We start from the raw sequence: 17,318 nt of genomic DNA, 5'->3' as shown, positions 1-17,318 counted from the left end.
CGGCGGCGTGGGTGCCGTGGGTCGTGGTTGTGTGTGGGCCCTCCCCCCTCCCCCAGGTAGGCGCACGTGATCCACTGAACGGCGGGCACGTGGTCCCGGCCCGCGCCCGAACGGGCCGGGAACCGTACGCGTCGTCCGCTCCGACGGCGGTCGTGCCCGCCGCCGGAGTTCGCTGGTCGCGCCGCTGGTGGCGGTGTCTGGCCGGCTACTTGTATGGACGCGAGCGGTGCGCGATCGGTTCCGTCCGGTTTCGCGGGGTGCCCGGCGTCGGTCAGGGGGCCGTTTCTTCGGCGATGACCTTGCGGGCGACGGCGAACGCGGAGTTGGCGGCCGGCACGCCGCAGTAGATCGCGGACTGCAGAAGCACCTCGGCGATCTCGTCGGCGGTCAGGCCGTTGCGCAGCGCCCCCCGCACGTGCAGCGCCAGCTCGTCCGTATGCCCGCCCGCGACCAGCGCCGTCAGCGTGATCGCACTGCGCATCCGCCGGTCCAGGCCCGGGCGCGTCCAGATCGTCCCCCAGGCGTACCGCGTGATCAGCTCCTGGAACTCCGAGGTGAACTCGTCGGCGCGGGCCACCGCGGCGTCCACGTACTCGGGCCCGAGCACCTCGCGGCGCACCGCGAGGCCGTCCGGATCAAGCTCCATGCGGTTCCCTTCCCGTCTGACGTGCGTACCGCGCCAGCGCGCGGTCCACGAACTTCGGCGCCGCGCCCAGGTACCCGGCCGGATCGTCCACACCGTGCTCGGCGAGCAGCTCGGGCAGCCGGCCGGCCAGCGCCGCCTCCCGGACGGCCGCCGCCGCGCCGGTGCCCAGGGTCGGCCGCAGCGCGCCGGCCAGCCGCTCGGCCAGCAGGCTGCCCTCGGCGCGCCGGATGGTCTCGGTCATCGCGGCGGGGTCCGGGCGCAGCTCGGTGAGCAGGCGCGCGGTGGCCTCCGCCGCGCCGCCGGCCAGCCGCAGCAGCGAACGCCACGGTTGCCACTCGGCGTGCCACGCCCCGGCCGGGCGCTCGTTCTCCGCGAGCAGGCCCAGGTGGACGGCGGCGAGCGCGGACGGTGCTTCTCTTGCGGCGGCCACGACGAGCACGGCGGTCACCGGGTTGCGCTTCTGCGGCATCGCCGAGGACTCCCCGCCCGGGTCGCCGGCGACCTCGCCGAGCTCGGACTGGGCCAGCACTGTGACGTCCAGCGCGGGCTTGCCGCACGCCCCGGCGGCGAGTGCGAGCGCGGCGGCCAGCTCGGCGACCGGAGTGCGGACGGTGTGCCACGGCGTCTCCCGGTACGCCAGCCCGCACGCGGCGGCGAACGCCTCGCCGACGGCCAGGCCCCCGGTCGGCTCGCCCAGCGCGGCCAGCGTCCCGGCCGCGCCGCCGAACTGGGCGGGCAGCCGGGCGCGCACCTCGCGGCAGCGTTGCTCGGCGTCCAGCAGCCCGGACAGCCAGCCGGCCGCCTTGGCGCCGAACGTGGTGGGCACCGCGTGCTGGGTGAGCGTGCGGCCGGCGATCGCGGTGGTTCGGTGCGCGGCGGCCTGGGCGGCCGCGGCGTCGGCGGCGGTGGCCAACGCGGGCAGCAGCGCGTCGTCCAACACCCGGGCTGACACCGTGACCAGCGCGGTGTCCAGGATGTCCTGGCTGGTGGCACCCCGGTGGACCCAGACCGCGGCGTCCTCGTCGGCGGAGGACACCGCCGCCCGCAGCTCGCGGACCAGCGGGATTACCGGGTTCCCTCCGGCGCGGGCGGCCAGCGCCAGCTCGCGGGGGTCGGGGCGCAGCTCGGCGGCCACCCGGGTGATCACGTCGGCGGACCGGGCCGGCGCCAGGCCGGCGGTGACCAGCGCTGTGGCCAGCGCGACCTCGGCGTCCAGCAGCGCGCGGACCAGCGCCGCGTCCCCGGTGCGGGCCTCGGCGAGGCTGCCTGCCCAGACCGGGGCGAGCAGACCCTGATCGAACTCCGACGGCATGATCACAGACTAGGAGCGGTCGGCGGCGACCCGCACGCCGAGGCCGAGCAGCGCCACCCCGGTCACGCGTTCCAGCGCGGTGCGTACCGCCGGCCTGGCCAGCACGCCGGCCAGCCCGCCCGCCGCCAGCGAGAACAGCCGGCACCAGAGCACCGCGACCAGCAGGAACACCGTGGCCAGCACCGCCGAGGTGGTGGCCCTGGGCTCGCCGCCGGCGACGAACTGCGGCAGCAGGGTGAGGAACAGCAACGCGATCTTGGGGTTGAACAGGTTGGTGAGCAGCCCCTGGCGGTAGCCGTCGCGCCGCCGAAATGGCCTGGCCGGCGTCGCGGCGGGCGCGTCGTCGGAGACCGACCGACGGTCGGTCTGTCTCGGGTGCGGACGGAGCGGGCCGTGCGGGCGGTGGCGGGTACGGAGTCCGCGCGGCCTGCTGTGCCACAGCGCGGACACCCCCAACCACCCCAGGTACACCGCCCCGACGAGCTTGACCACCGTGAACGCCGTCGCCGACGCCGCCAGCAGCGCGGACAGCCCGAGCACGGCCGCGCACGCGTGCATCGCAATCCCGGTACAGCAGCCCAACCCGGTGTACCAGGCGAACCGGACGCCGCCGCGCGCTCCGTTGCGCAGCATCAGCGCCATGTCCGGGCCGGGCGTGATCGTGATGACCGCGACGACCACCAGGAACGGCACCAGCAGGCTCGGGATCGGGAGGCTCACGTCAGCAGTATCCCCGACTCGGCGGCGGGATCGGGCCAGGCGCCGCACGGCGGGCGAACCGGCCGAGGAGGGCCTGGGCGGCACCCCGCACCCGGCGAGGAAACGTCGGCGAGCCGTTGAGAAGGCCGCCCGGCACCGCGGGGTCGCCCACCGGCCGGCCGCGGCCGGCGAAGCAGACCGCGGCGATCACGACCGCGCAGCCGATCAGCTGCAACGGGCTCGGCCGCTCGCCCAGCAGCACGACCCCGAACCCGACCGCCGCGACCGGCTCCAGCAGCATCAGCGTCGCGCCCGTGGCGGCCGACATCCTCGGCAGCGCACCGGCGATCAGCAGCCACCCGGCGACCTGGCTGATCACGCCCAGCGCCACCAGCCACCCGAGGGTCGGCCAGCCGGGCGCGAGGTCGAGCCGGTGGGACGGAAGGCCAACCGCCACGGCAACGGCGCCCGCCGACAACGTCGCCAGCAGCAACGAACGCACCTGGGTCGAGGATCCGCCGCCGACCCGCAGCAGGAGCAGATAGACGGAGTACCCGGCGCCGGCCGCGAGCGCGGCGAGCGCTCCCACGAACGGGTCGGCACCCGTGACGGCGGTGCCGGCGAACCCGCCCGCCAGCACGATGCCGCCGAGCAGCACCGGGGTGGTGAACACGAACCGCCGCCCCGGCCGTTCGGACAGGAACAGCAGCGCCAGCACCGGCACGATCACCACCTGGACCGACAGCAGCACAGTGGCGACGCCGGCGCCGACCCTCGGGATGGCCTCGCCCCACAGCACCATGTCCAGCCCGAGCCCGAGCCCGGCCACGAGCGGCAGCCTGACCTTCGCGCGGACGCCGGTGCGCCGAGCCTCGGCGAGGGCGAGCAGCGCCAGCGGCGGCAGCGCCACCAGGCAGCGCCAGAACGAACTGGTCGCCCCGCTCGCCCCGGAGACCTTGATGAACGTCGAGGACAACGCCACGCACAGGCTGCCCACCGCGGCGAGCAGGCGTGGGTCGAACCGGGCGGTGTAGGCCGCGACCGGACCGGCCTGCGGGCGTGTGGACAGCTCGGTGGTTGTCATGGCGTTCAGCGTGATAGGACGAACCATCAAGGACAAGCGGATGTTTCTGAAGGAAATTCGTAAGGATTACTTCTGCATAAAGCCGACGACATGACGGAGTGAGAACTCACTCCGGTATGGTGGACGCCATGAACCCACCGAGGAAGCGCGCCCCGGGCATGAGCCCCGAGCAGCGCCGGGACATGATCGTCCAGGTCGCCCTCCCGCTGGTCGCGGAGTACGGCTCCAGCGTCTCCACGCAGCAGATCGCGCGCGCCGCCGGCATCGGGGAGGCGACGATCTTCCGGGCGTTCGAGGACAAGGACACGTTGCTGCGGGCCTGCGTCGCCGAGGCAATCCGCCCGGACCGGATGCTCACCGAGCTCGCGTCGATCTCCCTGGACGACCCGCTGCGCGAGCGGTTGGTGCAGGCCGCCGACGCGCTGACCGCCTACCTGGGACGGATGGGCGCCGTGGTGGGCGCGCTGTACGCCTCCGGGGCGCTGCAGCGCGAGCGGCCGGAACCGCCGGCCCCGGAGAACAGCCGGGAGGAGTCGCTCACCGCCACTTCGGCCGCGCTCGCCGAGCTGCTCGAACCGGACAGCGACCGGCTCCGCCTGCCCGCGTACACGCTGGCCTCGTGGTTCGGTTTCGTCGTGATGGCGCTGTCCCGCTCGCCCGGGTGGTCGGAGAACGAGCCGGTGCTCGACGTCAACGGTGCCGTCGACCTGTTCCTGCACGGGGCGCTGCGCCCGGGCGAGCGGGAAGCGGCCGTGGGGTGACCGGCCCGGCTGGGTATTCTGACCCTCGCGCCGGCGTAGCCCAATTGGCAGGAGGCACTAGGTTTAGGTCCTAGCCAGTGCGGGTTCGAATCCCGCCGCCGGCACCCGCGCTCAGAGCTTCAGGTCCTTGCGCAGCTTGGCGACGTGACCGGTGGCGCGCACGTTGTAAAGCGCGTGCTCGATCTTTCCGTCCGGGTCGATCACGAACGTGGAGCGGATGACGCCGGTGACCGTCTTGCCGTACATCTGCTTCTCGCCGAACGCGCCGTACTCCGTGAGCACCGCCTTGTCCGGGTCGGAGACCAGCGGGAACGTCAGGCCCTCAGCGTCGCGGAAGGTGGCCAGCTTGGCCGGCTTGTCCGGCGAGATGCCGATGACGTCCAGGCCGGCGTCGTTGAGCTCGGCGAGGTTGTCGCGGAAGTCGCAGGCCTGCTTGGTGCAGCCCGGCGTGCTGGCGGCCGGGTAGGCGTAGAGGATCACCCGGCGGCCCTTGTAATCGGCGAGCGACACGGGCTTGCCGTCGGCGTCGGGCAGCGTGAAACCGGGCGCCGGGTCACCGGGCTCGAGGCGGGAGGTCATGCCCCGACGCTACCGCTGCCCCGATCAGCCGGTCGACGGCGCATCCGAGCCCGAGCCGGTCCCGCCCCGGGTCGACCCGCCGCCGCTCTCGCCGGGAGTGTCGTCGGCCGCCGCCGTCTCCGCACTCGGTGTCTCGGATGCGGACGTCTGAGGCTTCGGCGTCTCAGGCGTCGGCGTACCGGACGGCGAGGTCTCGGGCGTGGACGTCTCGGGTGGGGCGGTGTCGGTCCGCCCCGGCGCCTCGGGTGTCGATGTCCCGGTCGCCGGCTTCTCGGCGCCCGCCGTGCCCTCCGCCGTCGAGGTGGCCTCCGGCTGGTCGGCCGGGCGGCCCTCCTCGGCCAACCGGTGCACCCCGTGCTCGACGAAGCTCGCCGCCTTGCCGACCTGCTCGGCGTACTTGCCGTCGGTCTTGGCGTTGACGAAGTCGACGACCTTGCCGATCGTTTCCTTGATCTTGTCTTCGTGCTGGGCGACCTGCTCGCCCGCGCCGTGGCGCAGTTTGTCGGCGAGCTCTTTGCCCTGCTTACGAATCTCGTCCGCGTCCACGTCCAAAGCCTATCCGCGTTTCGAGTGAGCGGAAGGCCGGCTGGCTCACCGACAGACGAAAGGGTGATCTACCGTTGGTCCCTGCGCGCGTCCCGCGCGCGTTTCGAGGCGAGGAGGAGTCGTGGCACGCGACCCGGACACCATCCAGCGCGAGATCGAGGACGCTCGCACGGCGCTCGCGGGCACCCTGGATGAGCTTGCCGAAAGGGCCAACCCGAAGCGGCTGGTCGAGGACGTCAACGAGTCGGCACACGCCAAGCTGTCCGACCCCAAAATCAAGTTCGCCTTGATCGGGATCGTTGTACTGGTGGTGCTGGTGTTGCTGCGCCGCCTTTTCCGCTGACTCTTTTTCGTCCGAGGTCTGCCCAAGCGGGCGGCGAGATGCCAGGATGATCCGGGATGGCCGAGGTCAGCTACCGGGACGCTTCCCGGCTCTTCCCAGGTTCCCCGCCCGTGCGCGCCGTCGACAAGCTCAGCCTGGACATCACCGACGGTGAGTTCCTGGTGCTGGTCGGCCCGTCGGGTTCCGGCAAGTCCACGGCGCTGCGGATGCTCGCGGGGCTGGAGGACGTCGACGAGGGCGCGATCAGCATCGGTGGCCGGGACGTCACGTCCATGCCGCCCAAGGAACGGGACATCGCGATGGTGTTCCAGTCCTACGCGCTGTATCCGCACATGACCGTCGCGGAGAACATGGCGTTCGCGCTCAAGCTCAAGCATCGGCCCAAGGCCGAGATCGCCGAGCGGGTCGCCGAGGCCGCGCGGATGCTCGACCTGACCCCGTACCTGGACCGCCGCCCGCGCGCGCTGTCCGGCGGGCAGCGCCAGCGGGTGGCGATGGGCCGGGCGATCGTGCGCGAGCCGAGCGTGTTCCTGATGGACGAGCCGCTGTCCAACCTGGACGCCAAGCTCCGGGTGGAGACCAGGGCGAACATCACCGCGCTGCAGACCCGGCTGCGCACCACCACGATCTACGTGACCCACGACCAGGTCGAGGCGATGACCATGGGCCACCGGGTGGCGGTGCTGCAGGACGGCGTGCTGCAGCAGTGCGCCACGCCGAGGGAGCTCTACGACCGGCCGGTGAACACGTTCGTGGCCGGCTTCATCGGCTCGCCCGCGATGAACCTGACCGCCGTGCCACTGTCCGACGGCGGCGTCGAGCTGGACGGGCTGGCGGTGCCACTGTCCCGGGCCACCGTGGACGCGGCGCGCGCCGAAGGGCTCAGCGAGGTGACGCTGGGCATCCGGCCGGAGGCGCTGCGGCTGGTCGGGGCGGACGAGCCGGGCCTTTCGATGACGGTGGAGCTGGTGGAGGAGCTGGGCGCGGACGCGTTCGTGTACGGCGAGGCCCGGATCGGTTCGGAGCCGAAACGGGTCATCGTGCGCACGCCGGGCGCGGAGATCCCGGCGTTCGGCGAGACCGTCCGGGTCGGGCTGCGCGGCCAGGGGCGCACGCACGCTTTCCACCCGACCAGCGGCGAGCGGCTGCCGGACTGACCGCGAGCGTCAGCGGGCGCGGCGGAGCAGGCCGAGCACGGCCTTCCCGGCGCCGGCGGCGAACCCGGCCAGTACGTTCGCCCAGTCGAAGTAGTCGCGCCACTCGGTGATCTTCCCGTCGGTGACCTCGAACCGCCCGCACACCCAGAACGCCGCGCGCACCCGGCGGATCTCGATGATGTCGGTGCGCTCGGTCAGCACCGTGCGGCCGTCACCGACGATCCGGTGGTTGATCGCCCTGAACCCGGTGGCGTAGCGGTTGAGCAGCGCGAGCTGTTTGCCCACCGCATCGCGGCCGCGGGCCTCGGGCAGCGAGACGTTCTGGTAGACGACGTCGTCGGAGAGCAGGGCCAGCGCGGCGTCGGTGTCCAGGCGCTCCAGGGCGGCCAGGAACTCGGTGACCACGTCCACCGGCGCGGGCTCGGGCGGCTTCTTCGTCTTGGCGCGCGAGGTCTTGGGCCGCGCCGTCTTGGCCGGTGTGCTGGGGGAGGAGTCGGACTGGGCCATGAAAGCTCCTTCGGGGGTGCCTGTGTCCCACGCTAGTAAAGCCCTCCGCGCGCCGGTAGTTAGATTGGTGCCGCGATGAGTCCACCGGAGTTGATCACGAGCGCGGCCAACCCGCTGGTCAAACGGGTTCGGGCCTTGACGGACCGGAAAGGGCGACGCCGCGAGGGTGCGTTCGTGGTGGAGGGCGTGCAGCCGGTCTGGCGCGCGGTGGAGGCCGGCTGGGAGATCGAGACGCTGCTGGTGGTGCCCGAGCACCTGCCGGCGTCCGCCGAGCCGATGGTGGCGCGGCGGCGCGCGGACGGCACCCGGGTGGCCGAGCTGAGCGCGGAGCTGGCGGCCAGGCTGACCGACCGTGACCGCCCGCCCGGCCTGTTCGCCGTGGTGCGGGCGCGGACGTCCACGCTGGGCGAGCTGCCGGTGCCGCCGGACGCGGTGTTCGTGGCGCTGCACGACGTCGGCAACCCCGGGAACCTGGGCACCGTGATCCGAACCGCCGACGCCGCCGGCGCGGCCGGGGTGATCCTGCTGGGCGAGACCACCGACCCGTTCGCGCCCGCCGCCGTGAAGGCGAGCATGGGCTCGCTGTTCGCGGTGCCGATCGCGGCCGCCGGCGCGGACGCGTTCCTGGCCTGGGCGCGCGAGCGGGCCGTCGACGTGGTGGCCGCCTCCGGGTACGCCGAGCGCGCGCACTGGTCGGTGACCTACCGCCCGCCGCTGGCCGTGCTGTTGGGCAGCGAGGGCGAAGGGCTGCCGGACGAGCTGCTCAAAGCCGCCGACACGTGCGTGCGGATCCCGATGGTGGGCACCGCCGAGTCGCTGAACCTGGCGGTGGCCGCCGCACTGATGCTCTACGAGACGCGCCGCACCGCCTTCCCCCACAGGCCGGGAACCCCCAGCTCACCACCCGTGAGTGGTTAGAGGTGCTATGGCACCGCTAACCACTCACGGCCTCTGACCTGCCCAAACGGTGGCCTAGCGCGGGGTGAGCTTGTCGGTGAGTACGGCGGTCACGAAGGCGCGCCACTGGGCGGGCGGGAACGTCAGGACGGGGCCGTGGCCGTGAGCCTTGGAGTCGCGGACTCCGACTCGGCCGGGAAGCACGGCGACCTCGACACATTCGGCCACATTCTCGTCCGAGCGGCTGCTCTTGAACCAGGTCGCGTCGGCGAAGTCATCCGTGGTCATCGACAGAACCTTCCGCGAGCCGACCGGCCATCTCCCGCAGCCTACTCCGGGTTTCACCTGGTCCGAGCGCCGCAGCCTGCAGCGCGCCCCACAGTGACTCGTAGATCCGAAGCGCCCTCGGATCGTCGATGTAGCGGGCGTCGTCCGGGTCCTCGCAGTAGGCGAACGGTAACGCGTCGCCGCCCAGGGTCCGTACCCGGATCATTATGAAACGTTTCAAAACGACTGTCGTTTCACCGTCGAACGGATGCAATTGCAGCTGAATGCGACGGCGGCCGGCCATGGTGGCCACGTGCTCCAGTTGTTCGGCCATCAGCGCCCGGTCGCCGACCATCCGGCGCACGCAGGACTCGGACAGGATGATGCTCAGCATCGGTGGGTCGTCCTTGTCGAGGAGGGCCTGACGCTCGAGCCGCGTCTTGATCGAGCTTTCGACGTCCGTCGGGCCGCCAATTGCCGACCCCGTCTCGAACAGCGCGCGCATGTACGCCTCGGTCTGGAGCAGGCCGGGGATCACCTCGGACGCCACGATCCGGATGTCTTCGGCGTCCCGTTCCAGGTCGACGAACGTGCGGAACCACTCCGGAACGGCGGCCCAGTGCCCGGTCCAGCGGCGCCGGCGGCGATTGTCCCTGGACAGCTCGATCATCCACGTCCGGTGCTCGGGGCCGTCCTCGTACAGCTCCAGCAGCAGTTTCAGGTCGCCGAGGCTGATCGCGTTCTCGCCGGACTCCAGGCGGCTGATCTTCGCCGTGGTGCACGCCAGGGCGCGGGCGGCGTCGGCGGGGGTGAGCCTGGCCGCCTCCCGCAGCCGGCGCAGCTCGTGCCCGAGCTGGAGCTTGCGCACCGTCGGCGTCGCCATACCCATCTCCTTCTCGCAATTACGAGATAGCGTGATAGAGTCTCCACCATACCGCCACCAGGGCCGGAGGCCGCGCATGACCGTCGACGCATTCGCCGCCGTGTTCGGGCTCGCCGCCCAGTCGTTGTGGTTGTCGCTGGTCACCGTCGAGGTGCGGCGGCTGCGCCGGGACGTCGGCGAGCCGGTGTTCCGCCGCCTGCCGGACGGCCGGATCCGGTACCAGTGGATCGTCAACGTCGGCTTCGAGAAGGCCCGCTCGCAGGCCGCCGAGCAGGCCCGGGCGCGAACGCCGTCCCAGACCCCGACCGTTCGCGCCCGGGCCACCCAGCGGTCCGGCAAGATGACGGGGTGACCGACCGGGGGATCGGGTGAGCTGGCTGACCGTTCTGTCGATGCCGCTGCTCGCCGCGTTCATCGGATACGTCACCAAGCTGGTGGCCATCGAGATGATGTTCCGGCCGGTGGAGTTTGTGGGCGTGCGGCCGTTCCTGGGCTGGCAGGGCGTGATCCCGCGCAACGTGGGGCGCATCGGCAGCGTCGCGGTGAACCTGCTGCTCGGGCGCCTGATCGATCCGGGCAAGATCCTGGCCAGGGTGGACCCGGGCCGGATCACCGAGGAGCTGCGCGAGCCGCTGCGCCGGGCGGTGACCGAGATCGGCACCGACCTGATGACCAGGTACCAGCCCCGGCTGTGGGACGCGCTGCCGGAGCGGGCCCGGCGGCGGCTGCTGGAGCAGGTCGCGGAGCAGGCGCCGGAGGCGGTGGCCGAGCTGCTGGCCGACCTCGCGCGCAACCCCGAGGCCTACCTGGACACCAGGGACATGGCGCTGCGGAACCTGGCCGGCGACCGTGGCGTGCTGAACCGGCTGGTCAAGGACGTGGGCCAGCCGGAGCTGCGGTTCATCGCGCGCAGCGGGCTGTACTTCGGGCTGATCATCGGGCTGTTGCAGGCGGCGGTCTGGTCGCTCACCCACGAGCCGCTGGTGATGCCGGTCTTCGGCGCGATCGTCGGGCTGAGCACGGACTGGCTGGCGCTGAAGATGATCTTCTACCCGCGCGAGGAGCGGCGGTTCCTCGGCGTGTTCCGCTGGCAGGGGCTGTTCCAGAAGCGGCGCACCGAGGTGGCCACCGACTACGGGCGGGTGGTCGCGGACGAGGTGCTGACCGCGCCCAAGATCGTGGCGGCGCTGCTCACCGGCCCCAAGTCGGACCGGCTGATCGGGCTGGTGCAGCGGCACGTGTCTCGGGTGGTGGACCGCCAGCTCGGGCCGGCCCTGCCGTTGGTGGTGCTCACCGTCGGCTCGCACCGCTACCGCCGGCTCAAGGCGGACATCGCCGCCCGCGTCCTGGCCGAGGCGCCCGCCGCGATGGCCCCCGCGATGGCCTACGCGCGCGACGCCCTGGCCGTCGAGCACACCGTGGCCGGCGCGATGCGCGCGCTCACCCCGGAGGAGTTCGAGTCGGTGCTGCGCCCGGCGTTCCGGCAGGACGAGTGGAAGCTGATCCTGGTCGGCGGCATCCTCGGCGCGGTGGTCGGCGAGCTGCAGCTGCTGCTCCTGGTCGGGCACTGAGCCGTGAGTGGTTAGCGTTGCTATGACAACGCTAACCACTCACGGGTGGGGGCGCGGGGTGGGGCCGCCGAGGTCGATGACCAGGCCGTCGCAGTAGTGGACGAAACCGCAGCGGCGGGCCAGCGCGATCGAGGCCTGGTTGCGGTGCCACGCCCGGTACTGGACGACGGCGCGGCGGGTCAGGCCGGTGCGGACGGCGGCGCCGACGACCCGTCCGCCCAGCCCGCGCCCGCGCGCGCCGGGGTGGGTGAGCACGCCGATGGTGGGCATCCCGTGCCAGTCGCCGAGGCTGGCGACGGCCAGCAGCTCGCCGTCCTCCCGGTAGCCGAACGCGGGCAGCCCGTCGGTGCCGCTCTCGTCGCGCTCCGGTCCGGGGGTCTGTTCGCGCAGGCGGGCGAGCTGCGGGAGGTCCGGTTCGGCCAGCGGGCGCACGCCGTCACCGAGGCCGTCGCCGCCCGGGGGCGCGGCCGTGGCGTAGCCGTACCAGGCGGGACCCAGGGCGCGGCTGGTGCCGGGCAGCGCGGCGGTGAGCAGCTCGCCGCCGAGCAGGTCACCGTCGCCGTCGCTGGCGCGCACGGCGGCGCGCAGCGCGGGTTGGAGCTCGGCCGGCCCGTACACCAGCGGGGCGTCCGCGCCCGCGACCGCGACGACCCCGACGTGGTCCAGGTGGTCGAGCCCGAGCACGCCGCCGGCCCGCAGCGCGTCCGCCGGAACCTTCAGCACGTCGGCCCACCAGCCGTCCACCTCGCCGTGCCAGGCCGCCCCGGTCACAGCGCCGACGCCCCGGCCGGCCGGGTGACGATCACGGACGACGCGCTTCTTGCCATGTCGACTCTCGCTTCGGATCCGACGGGCACACGGGGGGCTGGACAACGCCGTCGGCCACCCTGCCATCCGTACCTGTGAACCGCATAGGAACCGCCCGAATGGCCTACGGCCCCGTCCGAGATCGACCCCGACCGTGGCGGTCTCGGCGGTCGTCGACGAAGGTGGGTCCATGAGCGTGGATGTGTGGTACGCGGGCGGGCCGACGGCGGTGCTGGAGCTGGGCGGGGTGCGGCTGGTGGTCGACCCGACCTTCGACCCGCCGGGGGACTATCCGATCGGCGACCGTAAGTTGACCAAGCTGGCCGGGCCTGCGTTCGGGCCGGCCGAGATCGGGCGGGTGGACGCGGTGCTGTTGTCGCACGACCAGCATCCGGACAACCTGGACGGTGCCGGCCGGGAGTACCTGGCCACGGTGCCGACGGTGCTGTCCACGAACGCGGCGGCCGGGCGGCTGGGCGGCAACGTGCGGGCGGTGCCGAACTGGACGGACGTCGAGCTGGGCCCGGTGCGGGTCACCGGCGTGCCGGCGCAGCACGGGCCGGACGGCACCGAGGCGCTGGTCGGCGAGGTGACCGGGTTCGTGCTGTCCGGCGACGGGCTGCCCACGGTGTACGTCAGCGGGGACAACGCGTCGCTGCCGGTGGTGCGGGAGGTGGCGCGGCGGATCGGCCCGGTCCAGGTGGCCGTGCTGTTCGCCGGCGCCGCGCGGACGGAGCTCGTCCCCGGCGGTCCCCTGACGCTGACCAGCGAGGACGCCGCCGAGGCCGCCGAGATCCTGGCCGCCGAGCAGGTCGTACCGCTGCACTTCGAGGGCTGGGCGCACTTCACCGAGGGCGCCGAGGAGCTGCGCGCGGCGTTCGGGCGGCGCGGGCTGGCCGAGCGGTTCCACCTGCCCCGGCCGGGCGAGCGGGTCACCGTCTGAGCCGCCAGAGCGAGGTCACCTCGGCGGCCCTGGCCGCGCGCAGCGGGTCGGCGGCTGGGTCGGACACGGCGGTGGCGTGGCGTGGGCGGGTCCGGCTCCGGGCGATGACGCTCAGGCCGGCGGCCTCGATCAGGGCGGTCAGCTCGGCGCGCGGGCGCAGGCCGAGCAGCTCGGCGAGGTCGGAGAGGACCAGCCAGCCCTCGCCGGCCGGGTTCAGGTGGGCGGCGAGCCCGTCGAGGAACCCGCGCAGCATCCGGCCGCCGGGGTCGTACACCGCGCGGTCCAGCGGGGTGCGCGGGCGGGCCGGCAGCCACGGCGGGTTGCAGACCACCAGGTCGGCCCGGCCGGCGGGGAACAGGTCGGCCCGCCGCACCCGCACCCGGTCGGCGATGCCGAGGCGCTGGACGTTCTCCCGCGCGCACGCCACGGCCCTCGGGTCGATGTCGGTGGCCAGCACGCGCCGCACGCCCCGGCGGACCAGCACGGCGGCCAGCACCCCGGTGCCGGTGCCCACGTCGTAGGCCAGCGCCGGCGGTTCGGCCGGCAGCGGGGCGGCGGCGACCAGGTCGACGTACTCGCCTCGGGTCGGGCCGAACACCCCGTAGTGCGGGTGCACGCGCGCGCCCAGCGCCGGCACCTCGATGCCCGTGACCCGCCACTCGCGCGCGCCGATCACCCCGAGCAGCTCCCGCAGCGCCACCGCCGCCGGGCCACCGACGACGTCGTCGTCGTCGCCGTCGTCGTAGTCGCCGTCGTAGTCGTCGTCCGGCGGGTAGACGTCCAGGCAGGCCCGCCGCACGTCGGGGGAGTGGCGCAGCGCCAGCCCGTACCCGGCGTCCAGCGGCACCAGCAGCATGTTCAGCACGCCGGCGCGACGTGCCTGCTCACGGCGGTGCGCGTGGAACCCCGACGGCGTCGAGGATCGCCGCACCCGGCGGTCCAGCGCGGCGAGCAGCTGGCGCGCGTTGCGGTAGTCGCCGCGCCACAGCATGCCGATGCGGCGGGTGGCCAGCCGCAGCGCCCGGTCCGCGCCGAGCCGGTCGTCCACCTCCACCACCCGCTCGGGCGGCGGCCGGCCGGTCGCGGACAGCCACCTGACGGTGGTGCCGGCCACGACGAGGTGAGGGCAGGGGTCGGGGCGTGCGTCCATGGGGTCCCGTTCGGTTGATCAAGGATGTCGTCGGCCGAGGGCACCGCGCGGGTGCCGGCGGCTGGCTAGCGGACGACGGCGGCGTGAACGGGAGTTGCCACGGCGGCCAGTCTAGCCGCGGGCGGTACGGTGGCGTCTGGTATGCGGGTGGTGCGTGACGCATATGGCAGCCATGCGGGAGGCACATGTCCGAGCTGACCGTGCAGGGCCTGCGGGTGCTGCGGGAGGTGGCGTCTCGCGGCTCGTTCTCGGCGGCGGCGGACGCCCTCGGCTACACCCAGTCGGCGGTGTCGCGGCAGGTCGCGGCGTTGGAGGCGGCGGCGGGGTCGGCGCTGTTCACCCGTACCAACCGGGGCGTGCGGCTCACCGACGCCGGCGCCGTGCTGGCCGGCCACGCCGCCGCGGTGCTCGACCGGCTGGCCGTCGCGGAGCGCGAGCTGGGCGCCAGGCGGGGACGGGCGGCGCGGCTGCGGCTCGGGGCGTTCCCGACGGCGATGGCCGCGCTCGCCCCGCTGGCCATCGCCGAGCTGCGCGCCGCCGACCCGGACCTGGCGGTCACGCTGCGCGAGGGCACCACGCCGTCACAGCTGCGCAGGGTCGCGGCCGGCACGGTGGACGTGGCCATCGTCGGCGCGGTGCCCGAGGCGTCAGGCCTGGAGCATCCGGGGGTGGCCGCCGAGTTACTGCTGGACGACCCGCTGCTGCTCGCGGTCGGCCGGGGCCACCGGCTGGCGGGCGCCTCGGCGGTGCGGCCCGGCGAGCTGGCCGGCGAACGGTGGATAGTGGGCAGCGCGAACAGCGCCGACGGGCTGCTCGGCGCCTGGCCGGACGGCGACCGGGCGCCCGCCGTGGCGTTCACCGCCCGGGACTGGCTGGCCAAGCTCGCGCTGGTCGCCGCCGGCCTGGGCGTCACCATGGTGCCCGGGCTGATCGCCGCCACGGTGCGCCGGGACGTCGCGCTGGTGCGGGTGGCCGACCCGAGGGCCAGCCGGCCGGTGCTGCTGGCCAGGCCCGCCGAGTCCACGGCCGGCCCGGCGCGGGCGCTGGTGGACGCCCTGCGGGGCGCGGCCGGTCGGCTCACGCTCGAGCTGGAGCGCCGCCGGCTGGAACGCTAGCGGCCGGGTGCGCGAGGATGGCGTGGTGCCAAGCCTGACGACGTTGTTGCTGTTCGTGCTGGCCGGGAGCGTCCTGGTGGCCATCCCCGGGCCGAACCACATCTACATAGTCACCCGTGGCCTGAGCCAGGGGCGCGCGGCCGGGCTCGCGTCGGCGATCGGCGTGGAGACCGGCACGCTGGTCTACATCGCCGCCGCGGCGGCCGGGCTGGCCGCGCTCATCGCCTCCTCCGCGCTGGCCTACGACGCGGTGCGCTACCTCGGCGCGGCGTACCTGGTGTACCTGGGAGTTCGTACGCTGCTGCGTTACCAGCCGCTGACGCTCGACACGGCCGGGGCGCCGCAGTCGCTGCGCCGGGTCTTCCTGGAGGGCATGCTGGTCAACCTGTTGAACCCGAAGGTCGCGCTGTTCTTCGTCGCCTTCCTGCCGCAGTTCCTCGACCCCGGCCGGGGGCCGGTGGCCGCGCAGATCATCGTGCTCGGCCTGGTCATGTCGATCATCGGGCTGTCCAGCGACGTGCTGTACGCGCTGGCGTCCGGGACGCTGGGCGGCTGGATCGGCCGGCGCCCCGCGTTCCTGCGCCGCCAGCGGTACCTGACCGGGGGCACCTACCTGGCGCTCGGCGTCGTCGCGGCCCTGACCGGCCGCCCCTCGCGGCCCTGACTAGCGGTGTGGGAGCTTCGCGGGCGCGGTGGCGCCGGCGTCGATCGGCAGCGCGGCGCCCGTCACGTAGCGGGCCTCGTCGGAGGCCAGCCAGAGCACGGCATTGCTGACGTCGTCGGCCGCCAGCCACGGCACGGGCAGCGCGTTGAGCTTGCGCATCCTGGGCTCGGCGTCGTTCTTGGACGGATGCGCGGCGCCCGGCAGGAACAGGCTCCGGACCGGGTCGTTGTCGACCATCGGGGTGTCCACGGTGGTGGGGTGCACGGAGTTGACCCTTATCGAGTGCGGGGCGAGCTCGACGGCGAGCGTGCGCATCAGCCCGACAAGGCCGTGCTTGGCGCTGGCGTAGTGCGCCAGGTTCGGCGAGCCGACCAGGCCCGCGACCGAGCTGGTGAGGATGATCGAGCCGCCGGCGCCGCGGGCGATCATGTGCGGGATCGCGGCCCTGGCCGTCTTCCACACGCCCGTCAGGTTGACGTCGATCACCTCCTGCCAGGCCTCGTCGGTCAGCTCCCAGGTCGGGCCGAAGCTGACGATGCCGGCGTTCGCGCAGACGATGTCGACGTGGCCGAGCTGGGCCACCGCCTCGGCCACGATCTTTCGCAGGGCCGAGGAGTCGCGGACGTCGGCCTTGTGCGCGAGGATCCGCCGGCCCCGGGCCTGCACCATCGCGGCGGTGGTGGCTAGGTCCGCCTCGGTGGCGCCGGGGTACGGCACGGTGGGCAGGTCGGTGCAGGCGTCCACCGCGACGATGTCCGCGCCCTCCTCGGCCAGCCGCAGCGCGTGTGATCGGCCCTGCCCGCGTGCCGCGCCGGTGATCAGCGCGACCTTGCCGTCCACCCGTCCCATCCAGATGCCCTCCCTGTGAGCGCCACGGCCTGCACAGGATCGCATTTTGGTGGCCGCCGTGGTGGGTTGACGCGTGCCGACCGCAGCGGTGGCGGGCGCGTCAACCGCCCTGCCCCGTCCGTCTCGTCGGCCTGGCCGTCCGTCCGCTCCGTCCGTCCGCCCCGCCCGTCCGCTCGGCCGTTCCTCCGGCCGCCCGTCCGTTCGAGTAGAACGATCTATCAAGAGCTAGAACGATCTATCAAGGCGGAGGGGACCTCGCTCCGTTCACGATCACGAAGTGTCGGACTCTGGCTGTGCCGGCCGTGCGGTCAGGGCTCCAGGTCGGGGTCGGCGAGCAGGGGGGCCACGGCGTCGTGCATCACGGCGGAGGGGTCGGGCGGGCCCGTCCGCCCTGCCCGTCCGCCCGTCTGCCCTGCCCGTCCGCCCGTCCGTCCGGCCGCCCGCTCCTCCGCTCCTCCACCCGTTCGAGTAGAACGATCTATCAAGAGCTAGAACGATCTATCAAGACGGAGCAGGACCCCACTCCGTTCACGATCAC

General features: G+C 73.5%; 21 protein-coding genes and 1 tRNA gene. 10 read left to right on the top strand and 12 right to left on the bottom strand.

All coding sequences use genetic code 11. The features are described 5' to 3' along the window. Window positions 1-271 precede the first annotated feature (271 nt). From pcaC to N912_RS52655, 4 genes are read right to left on the bottom strand one after another with little or no spacing between them, the layout of a single operon-like run. Window positions 272-646 (bottom strand): 4-carboxymuconolactone decarboxylase, encoded by a 375-nt coding sequence (pcaC, locus tag N912_RS0117475; protein WP_028923422.1) that lies wholly within the window; start codon window positions 644-646, stop codon window positions 272-274. Beyond that, the gene (locus N912_RS0117470) at window positions 636-1,958 is read right to left on the bottom strand and encodes a lyase family protein (RefSeq protein ID WP_028923421.1); all 1,323 of its coding nucleotides are present in this window, start codon (window positions 1,956-1,958) and stop codon (window positions 636-638) included. Before N912_RS0117470 ends, pcaC begins: the two co-directional genes overlap by 11 nt. Before the next feature lie 9 nt (window positions 1,959-1,967). Then, window positions 1,968-2,678, bottom strand: a complete 711-nt coding sequence (locus N912_RS0117465) for a LysE family translocator (protein WP_245645322.1) — start codon at window positions 2,676-2,678, stop codon at window positions 1,968-1,970. Between the two features lies 1 nt (window position 2,679). Then, window positions 2,680-3,741 (bottom strand): DMT family transporter, encoded by a 1,062-nt coding sequence (locus N912_RS52655; protein WP_064745307.1) that lies wholly within the window; start codon window positions 3,739-3,741, stop codon window positions 2,680-2,682. Between the two features lie 128 nt (window positions 3,742-3,869). On the opposite strand from N912_RS52655, the gene N912_RS0117455 reads away from it, so the two are divergent. Next, window positions 3,870-4,502, top strand: coding sequence for a TetR/AcrR family transcriptional regulator (locus N912_RS0117455; RefSeq protein WP_245645321.1), 633 nt, complete (start codon window positions 3,870-3,872; stop codon window positions 4,500-4,502). A 29-nt stretch (window positions 4,503-4,531) separates the two neighbouring features. Continuing rightward, window positions 4,532-4,606: transfer RNA gene (locus N912_RS0117450), tRNA-Leu, on the top strand. 7 nt (window positions 4,607-4,613) lie between these two features. Here N912_RS0117450 and bcp read toward each other — a convergent pair. After that, window positions 4,614-5,081 (bottom strand): thioredoxin-dependent thiol peroxidase, encoded by a 468-nt coding sequence (bcp, locus tag N912_RS0117445; protein ID WP_028923418.1) that lies wholly within the window; start codon window positions 5,079-5,081, stop codon window positions 4,614-4,616. Between the two features lie 24 nt (window positions 5,082-5,105). Then, window positions 5,106-5,627, bottom strand: a complete 522-nt coding sequence (locus N912_RS0117440; protein WP_028923417.1) for an antitoxin — start codon at window positions 5,625-5,627, stop codon at window positions 5,106-5,108. 121 nt (window positions 5,628-5,748) lie between these two features. Between N912_RS0117440 and N912_RS0117435 the strand changes: the two genes are divergently transcribed. Next, a complete protein-coding gene (locus N912_RS0117435) occupies window positions 5,749-5,970 on the top strand; it encodes a DUF3618 domain-containing protein (protein ID WP_028923416.1) in 222 nt (73 codons plus the stop codon). Window positions 5,971-6,026: 56 nt separating this feature from the next. Continuing rightward, entirely contained in the window at window positions 6,027-7,127 is a 1,101-nt protein-coding gene (locus N912_RS0117430) for an ABC transporter ATP-binding protein (protein ID WP_028923415.1), read from the top strand. Window positions 7,128-7,136: 9 nt separating this feature from the next. Here the strand turns inward: N912_RS0117430 and N912_RS0117425 are convergent, their stop codons facing one another. Next, window positions 7,137-7,634: a limonene-1,2-epoxide hydrolase family protein gene (locus tag N912_RS0117425; protein ID WP_028923414.1), complete on the bottom strand. Its 498-nt coding sequence runs from the start codon at window positions 7,632-7,634 to the stop codon at window positions 7,137-7,139. A 75-nt stretch (window positions 7,635-7,709) separates the two neighbouring features. Between N912_RS0117425 and N912_RS52650 the strand changes: the two genes are divergently transcribed. Next, the gene (locus N912_RS52650; RefSeq protein WP_051580359.1) at window positions 7,710-8,552 is read left to right on the top strand and encodes a TrmH family RNA methyltransferase; all 843 of its coding nucleotides are present in this window, start codon (window positions 7,710-7,712) and stop codon (window positions 8,550-8,552) included. Window positions 8,553-8,606: 54 nt separating this feature from the next. On the opposite strand, the gene N912_RS0117415 is transcribed toward N912_RS52650, so the two are convergent. Then, the gene (locus tag N912_RS0117415) at window positions 8,607-8,819 is read right to left on the bottom strand and encodes a DUF397 domain-containing protein (RefSeq protein ID WP_028923413.1); all 213 of its coding nucleotides are present in this window, start codon (window positions 8,817-8,819) and stop codon (window positions 8,607-8,609) included. Continuing rightward, window positions 8,806-9,681 carry a helix-turn-helix domain-containing protein gene (locus N912_RS52645; protein WP_169747899.1) on the bottom strand — a complete coding sequence of 292 codons (876 nt, stop codon included), beginning with the start codon at window positions 9,679-9,681 and terminating at the stop codon, window positions 8,806-8,808. The genes N912_RS0117415 and N912_RS52645 overlap by 14 nt, the downstream gene beginning before the upstream one ends. 76 nt (window positions 9,682-9,757) lie before the next feature. On the opposite strand from N912_RS52645, the gene N912_RS0117405 reads away from it, so the two are divergent. After that, a complete protein-coding gene (locus tag N912_RS0117405) occupies window positions 9,758-10,033 on the top strand; it encodes a hypothetical protein (RefSeq protein WP_028923412.1) in 276 nt (91 codons plus the stop codon). Between the two features lie 16 nt (window positions 10,034-10,049). Next, on the top strand, window positions 10,050-11,252 hold the full coding sequence (locus N912_RS0117400; protein WP_028923411.1) for a DUF445 domain-containing protein: 1,203 nt from the start codon (window positions 10,050-10,052) through the stop codon (window positions 11,250-11,252). Between the two features lie 39 nt (window positions 11,253-11,291). Here the strand turns inward: N912_RS0117400 and N912_RS60435 are convergent, their stop codons facing one another. Beyond that, on the bottom strand, window positions 11,292-12,023 hold the full coding sequence (locus N912_RS60435; RefSeq protein WP_051580358.1) for a GNAT family N-acetyltransferase: 732 nt from the start codon (window positions 12,021-12,023) through the stop codon (window positions 11,292-11,294). A 226-nt stretch (window positions 12,024-12,249) separates the two neighbouring features. On the opposite strand from N912_RS60435, the gene N912_RS0117390 reads away from it, so the two are divergent. Beyond that, window positions 12,250-13,002, top strand: coding sequence for an MBL fold metallo-hydrolase (locus N912_RS0117390; RefSeq protein ID WP_028923410.1), 753 nt, complete (start codon window positions 12,250-12,252; stop codon window positions 13,000-13,002). Here N912_RS0117390 and N912_RS0117385 read toward each other — a convergent pair. Beyond that, the gene (locus tag N912_RS0117385; protein WP_051580357.1) at window positions 12,992-14,152 is read right to left on the bottom strand and encodes a 50S ribosomal protein L11 methyltransferase; all 1,161 of its coding nucleotides are present in this window, start codon (window positions 14,150-14,152) and stop codon (window positions 12,992-12,994) included. The genes N912_RS0117390 and N912_RS0117385 overlap by 11 nt on opposite strands. 185 nt (window positions 14,153-14,337) lie before the next feature. On the opposite strand from N912_RS0117385, the gene N912_RS52635 reads away from it, so the two are divergent. Continuing rightward, on the top strand, window positions 14,338-15,267 hold the full coding sequence (locus N912_RS52635) for a LysR family transcriptional regulator (RefSeq protein WP_051580356.1): 930 nt from the start codon (window positions 14,338-14,340) through the stop codon (window positions 15,265-15,267). Window positions 15,268-15,292: 25 nt separating this feature from the next. Continuing rightward, entirely contained in the window at window positions 15,293-15,931 is a 639-nt protein-coding gene (locus tag N912_RS0117370) for a LysE family translocator (protein WP_028923408.1), read from the top strand. Here N912_RS0117370 and N912_RS0117365 read toward each other — a convergent pair whose 3' ends face one another. Further along, on the bottom strand, window positions 15,932-16,780 hold the full coding sequence (locus N912_RS0117365) for a mycofactocin-coupled SDR family oxidoreductase (protein ID WP_028923407.1): 849 nt from the start codon (window positions 16,778-16,780) through the stop codon (window positions 15,932-15,934). Between the last annotated feature and the right edge of the window lie 538 nt (window positions 16,781-17,318).

This window comes from Actinospineispora acaciae DSM 45401, from assembly GCF_000620785.1.
In the GTDB taxonomy this organism is placed as follows: domain Bacteria; phylum Actinomycetota; class Actinomycetes; order Mycobacteriales; family Pseudonocardiaceae; genus Pseudonocardia; species Pseudonocardia acaciae.
The sequence above is the reverse complement of the archived record's forward strand: the minus strand, read 5'-3'. Positions and strand labels throughout refer to the sequence as shown.

What these genes read in the sequence shown, in the direction of transcription:
- N912_RS0117365 (WP_028923407.1), bottom strand. Translation starts at nt 16,780, where the DNA reads ATGGGACGGGTGGACGGCAAGGTCGCGCTGATCACCGGCGCGGCACGC.
- N912_RS52655 (WP_064745307.1), bottom strand. Translation starts at nt 3,741, where the DNA reads ATGACAACCACCGAGCTGTCCACACGCCCGCAGGCCGGTCCGGTCGCG.
- N912_RS52650 (WP_051580359.1), top strand. Translation starts at nt 7,710, where the DNA reads ATGAGTCCACCGGAGTTGATCACGAGCGCGGCCAACCCGCTGGTCAAA.
- N912_RS52635 (WP_051580356.1), top strand. Translation starts at nt 14,338, where the DNA reads ATGTCCGAGCTGACCGTGCAGGGCCTGCGGGTGCTGCGGGAGGTGGCG.
- N912_RS0117385 (WP_051580357.1), bottom strand. Translation starts at nt 14,152, where the DNA reads ATGGACGCACGCCCCGACCCCTGCCCTCACCTCGTCGTGGCCGGCACC.
- N912_RS0117415 (WP_028923413.1), bottom strand. Translation starts at nt 8,819, where the DNA reads ATGACCACGGATGACTTCGCCGACGCGACCTGGTTCAAGAGCAGCCGC.
- pcaC (WP_028923422.1), bottom strand. Translation starts at nt 646, where the DNA reads ATGGAGCTTGATCCGGACGGCCTCGCGGTGCGCCGCGAGGTGCTCGGG.
- N912_RS0117390 (WP_028923410.1), top strand. Translation starts at nt 12,250, where the DNA reads ATGAGCGTGGATGTGTGGTACGCGGGCGGGCCGACGGCGGTGCTGGAG.
- N912_RS0117425 (WP_028923414.1), bottom strand. Translation starts at nt 7,634, where the DNA reads ATGGCCCAGTCCGACTCCTCCCCCAGCACACCGGCCAAGACGGCGCGG.
- N912_RS0117455 (WP_245645321.1), top strand. Translation starts at nt 3,870, where the DNA reads ATGAACCCACCGAGGAAGCGCGCCCCGGGCATGAGCCCCGAGCAGCGC.
- N912_RS52645 (WP_169747899.1), bottom strand. Translation starts at nt 9,681, where the DNA reads ATGGCGACGCCGACGGTGCGCAAGCTCCAGCTCGGGCACGAGCTGCGC.
- N912_RS0117470 (WP_028923421.1), bottom strand. Translation starts at nt 1,958, where the DNA reads ATGCCGTCGGAGTTCGATCAGGGTCTGCTCGCCCCGGTCTGGGCAGGC.
- N912_RS0117430 (WP_028923415.1), top strand. Translation starts at nt 6,027, where the DNA reads ATGGCCGAGGTCAGCTACCGGGACGCTTCCCGGCTCTTCCCAGGTTCC.
- bcp (WP_028923418.1), bottom strand. Translation starts at nt 5,081, where the DNA reads ATGACCTCCCGCCTCGAGCCCGGTGACCCGGCGCCCGGTTTCACGCTG.
- N912_RS0117405 (WP_028923412.1), top strand. Translation starts at nt 9,758, where the DNA reads ATGACCGTCGACGCATTCGCCGCCGTGTTCGGGCTCGCCGCCCAGTCG.